This window comes from Citrobacter sp. Awk 2 (assembly GCF_028069815.1).
Classification (GTDB): Bacteria; Pseudomonadota; Gammaproteobacteria; order Enterobacterales; family Enterobacteriaceae; genus Citrobacter.
Genome location: NZ_JANEWL010000169.1, coordinates 1 through 4,500, shown reverse-complemented (window position 1 = coordinate 4,500; position 4,500 = coordinate 1). Strand labels below are relative to the sequence as shown.

General features: G+C 50.6%; 5 protein-coding genes and 1 riboswitch. Of the genes, 1 reads left to right on the top strand and 4 read right to left on the bottom strand.

The features are described 5' to 3' along the window. Positions 1–54: 54 nt before the first annotated feature. Positions 55–158, top strand: a riboswitch (yybP-ykoY riboswitch). Between the two features lie 131 nt (positions 159–289). Then, on the top strand, positions 290–856 hold the full coding sequence (mntP, locus tag NNO02_RS22655) for a manganese efflux pump MntP (protein ID WP_271455812.1): 567 nt from the start codon (positions 290–292) through the stop codon (positions 854–856). Here mntP and rlmA read toward each other — a convergent pair. The 4 genes from rlmA to NNO02_RS22635 form a co-directional block, all read right to left on the bottom strand. Then, on the bottom strand, positions 853–1,662 hold the full coding sequence (gene rlmA / locus NNO02_RS22650; protein ID WP_271455811.1) for a 23S rRNA (guanine(745)-N(1))-methyltransferase: 810 nt from the start codon (positions 1,660–1,662) through the stop codon (positions 853–855). The two genes, mntP and rlmA, sit on opposite strands and share 4 nt — an antisense overlap. A gap of 63 nt (positions 1,663–1,725) precedes the next feature. After that, positions 1,726–3,471, bottom strand: a complete 1,746-nt coding sequence (gene ftsI / locus NNO02_RS22645) for a peptidoglycan glycosyltransferase FtsI (RefSeq protein ID WP_271449216.1) — start codon at positions 3,469–3,471, stop codon at positions 1,726–1,728. A 219-nt stretch (positions 3,472–3,690) separates the two neighbouring features. Next, positions 3,691–3,900 carry a transcription antiterminator/RNA stability regulator CspE gene (gene cspE, locus NNO02_RS22640; RefSeq protein WP_001062678.1) on the bottom strand — a complete coding sequence of 70 codons (210 nt, stop codon included), beginning with the start codon at positions 3,898–3,900 and terminating at the stop codon, positions 3,691–3,693. A 12-nt stretch (positions 3,901–3,912) separates the two neighbouring features. After that, positions 3,913–4,056, bottom strand: a complete 144-nt coding sequence (locus tag NNO02_RS22635) for a DUF2627 domain-containing protein (protein WP_003034983.1) — start codon at positions 4,054–4,056, stop codon at positions 3,913–3,915. Between the last annotated feature and the right edge of the window lie 444 nt (positions 4,057–4,500).

Sequence of the window (4,500 nt, the reverse complement as noted above, 5' to 3'; positions counted from 1 at the left end):
GTCAAATAATATTTCTGCGTTTCTTGTTTTATATTCCAAAAATATGTTAAGGTTGCGCCCGTCGTTGGGGAGTAGCCGATTTCCAGACTCCGGAAATGTACGTGTCAACATACTCGTTGAAAAACGTGGCACGTACGGACTGAACATCACGTTTAGTCAGGCGAGACCATAGGCACATCAACTGCAATGCATATTTGAATGGCTCTGTATAGACAGTGGGTCCGCTCAGTGTGCATGGTTACTGGGGGCAGTGATGTGTTTTATGGAATACCCCGGTCAGGACGCTGTTATGAATATCACCGCAACTGTTTTTCTCGCTTTCGGCATGTCGATGGATGCTTTCGCGGCATCAATTGGCAAAGGCGCCACCTTACATAAACCTAAATTCTCTGAAGCCCTGCGTACCGGCCTTATTTTTGGCGCAGTCGAGACCCTTACGCCGCTGATTGGCTGGGGAATGGGCATGCTTGCCAGCAAATTCGTGTTGGAGTGGAACCACTGGATCGCCTTCATCCTGCTGATCTTTTTAGGTGGACGAATGATAATCGAAGGTTTCCGCGACAATGGCGATGAAGACGAAGAGCCACAGCGCCGCCACGGTTTTTGGCTACTGGTTACCACCGCAATCGCCACCAGTCTCGATGCAATGGCCGTCGGCGTAGGTCTGGCCTTTCTTCAGGTGAACATCATCGCGACTGCGCTTGCTATCGGCTGCGCCACATTAATTATGTCTACTCTCGGGATGATGATCGGGCGTTTTATTGGCCCGATGTTGGGCAAACGCGCGGAAATTCTGGGTGGGGTAGTCCTGATTGGTATCGGTGCCCAGATTCTCTGGGCACACTTTCACGGTTAATCTACACGTTGCCAGATATGAATACTAAAGTCTGTCTGGCAGTCAAATACCGATTTCTCCGCCAACGCCTCCCAGACTTCCGGTTTTGCTCGCCAGGCAAACGGTGTCATTTGCAGTAATGCGACCGCCTCACTACCATTGAGCGGCATCGGATACCCCAGTGCAATACTCTGTTGCAGGACAAAGCCGTCAAGCTGCTCTGTATGAGGCGCATGCAGACGCACCTCATCATAAATCAGCCCCTTAAGCTCCATTAAATGCCGTGGGCCTGGCGTTGCCGTAATCACCCACCCACCCGGTTTAACCACACGAGCCAGCTCTTGCGCTTTGCAGGGTGCGTAGATCCTGATGATGGCGTCCATTGACGCATCGGCAAACGGCAGACGATGGCTTGAGGCAACGCAAAAAGTCACTTGTGGATAGCGCCGGGCTGCAGCCTTAATCGCCACCTTCGAAACGTCCAGACCAAAGGTCGAGCCATTCGCTATCGCATCCGCGAAAGCGCGGGTGTAGTACCCTTCCCCACAGCCGATATCCAGAATCGACACATGACTTGTTCCCAGCCTCTCGCTGAGCGCGTTCACAATCGCATCGCGCAGCGGTTGATAGTGCCCGGCATCCAGAAATGCCCGGCGAGCCTGCATCATTTCCGCACTGTCACCCGGATCGCGCGACCGCTTATGCTGAACCGGCATCAGGTTGACATACCCCTCTTTTGCCACGTCAAACTGATGCCGTCCAGGGCACACAAAACTGTTATTCGCTTGAGTAAGAGGCTGATGACAAAGGGGACAGGAAAACGACATGACAACTCCGGCTGGTGATTTAAGGGCGCAAGTGTAACGCGATTCGCGCCCCGCGAAAATAACTTACAGCGACGGTGAGGCCAGGCTACTACCATGCATCACCAGCAGATGGTCAGAATCGGCTGGCATCCCGTCGGGTTTCACGTTTTCCAGACGCAGGACATCCCCCATGATCTGGCTGAACACCGGGGCCGATACCGCACCGCCGTAGTAAGCGCCGTTTTGTGGGTTATTTATCACCACGACCAGCGCGAATTTCGGATCACTGGCAGGGGCAACCCCTGCCGTATAAGCCACGTATTTATCGACGTACTTACCGTCATCGCCTATTTTTTTTGCCGTCCCGGTTTTCACCGCAACACGATAATCCCTCACCGCAGCCTTGGTCCCACCACCGCCGGGTAGCGCAACGCTTTCCATCATATGTTCAACCTGATGCACCAGCGCTTCTGGCATTACACGAGTTCCTATCACCGGTGGGTCGATACGGGTAATTGAAAGCGGTCGGTAGACGCCAAAACTGCCGATAGTGGCATAAACATGTGCCAGTTGGAGCGGTGTCACCATTAACCCGTAGCCGAATGCAAAGGTCGCGCGATCCAAATCGCTCCAGTAACGTCGCTGAGGCATTAAGCCGCTACTTTCTCCGGTGAGACCTAAGCCGGTTGGATCACCGAAGCCAAAGCTTTTATAGGTATCCAGCAGTTTCTGTACCGGCATTGCCAGCGATAGGTGCGACACACCAGTATCGCTTGATTTCTGCAAAATACCGGTAAGCGATAGCTCAGGGTAAAACCCGACGTCGCGGATACGATGACCATCAACATTAAAGGGGTGGGTATCAATCACGCTGTCAGGCTGCACAATCCCCTGCTGGAGAGCGGTCATGATCACTAATGGTTTTACGGTTGAGCCCGGCTCAAAGGTGTCACTAATTGCACGGTTGCGGAAATCATCCAGTACCGCGCCTTCGCGGTTATTAGGGTTAAAATCGGGAAAACTTGCCATCGACAGGATTTCACCGGTGGCAATACTTACCAGCACCGCCGCACCAGAATCCGCTTTATTCCATGTCACGGCATTGTCCAGCGCATCTTCAGTCACCGTCTGCAAACGCTCATCAATACTGAGCTGCAATTCGTGCGCGGGGACCGGCATCACTTCCGTGATATTTTCAATCACATGCCCAAACTTGTCTTTGCGCACAAGACGAGAGCCGGGTTTACCCATCAACTGACTGTTGAAGCTTTTCTCCAGGCCCTCAATACCTTGTCCATCAATGTTTGTAAAGCCGATGAGATTCGCCGCCACATGACCTGCGGGATAGAAACGGCGGGATTCTTCGCGCAGATTGATCCCCGGGAGATTAAGATCATCGACCCACTCTGCCTGCTGTGGGGAAATCTGTCGTGCCAGATAGATGAAACGTCCGGTAGGGTTACTGTTTACACGTTCCGCCAGTGAACTGAGTGACAGATGCAGGGTTCGGGCCAGTGCTTGCCAACGCTCGTTATAACCCACGCCCCCCTTGCTAATAATGGTCTTGGGATCGGCCCAAACTGCATTCACCGGCACGCTTACTGCGAGGGGACGTCCTTCTCTGTCGGTAATCATCCCGCGCGGTGAGGCGATTGTGACTTCACGTAACGAACGCATATCCTCCTGCTTGACCAGACTCGTAGGGGTGACGATTTGTAACCACGCAACACGACCAAGCAACAATCCCAGACTCAACAATATTGCCACACAAAGCAGGGCAAAACGTACGGGAGTAAAATTGCGCGCATCGCCGTCGTTTTTCTTTTTCACCGGGGCTCCAGCAAGATAGTTTTTCAGGTGACTGATTTAACGGGAATTGCCGGGAGAAAGCGGGGAAAACAATGCTACGAACATCACGCCTTTGCAACAAAGCACTAATGGAGAGGCATTCAGAAATATTTTGACGTAATTTGAATTAAAAAGCCCCGCATAAGCGAGGCTTTATATCTGAATTGGTTGCGCCTGAGCGCTTCAAATCAGTGGTGTCGATCAGATAGCTGTTACGTTAACAGCAGCCGGACCTTTCTGGCCGTCCTGAATTTCGAACTCAACGTTCTGGCCTTCAGCCAGAGTTTTGAAGCCGTTACCCTGGATAGCGGAGAAGTGTACGAACACGTCTTTGCTGCCATCAGCCGGAGTAATGAAACCAAAACCTTTAGACTCGTTGAACCACTTAACTTGACCTTTAATCTTTGCCATTTGCAAAATTCCTTAGAGTATTTTCTTCGCCCGCAGGCATAACATAGATAAAACTGAGACATTACTGCTTGAGGCACTAATATAAGGTTCGGCAGAGAAGCGGTATTCAACGTCAACGTGTTTACTCAGGACTTCTTTACTGAAAATGCCACACATAAACAGAACTGTACCTCGTTTAACCCAAACCGTGTTATCACATACAACGTTAATAATGGCAAGCCATTTTTAAACGTGTCTCGATCGGTCGCACAAATCCCGCAGTTCATCAAACAACAACTGCACAGTTATGCGCCAGGCCAAGTAGAGATATATCCCCGCCTCTCACCCTTGCCCCGGCTGGCCTGCGCCGTAGCAGGGACTTTTCAACCATAGCTCATCAGGTTGAACTGTTCCAGATTATCTGTCACAGCCTCTGCCGGATATCATTTTTTATGCTGAGTAATGCATAAAATATCACAAGCATAAAAATGAGATCAGCATTCTGGTTTTGCACCAAAATAATGAAAGAATGATGACAATGCACAAAAAAAAGTAAGAGAAACGTTTCGCTGATAATAAAACGATCGGTATCACAAAAATGACACAATCATATTATTAATC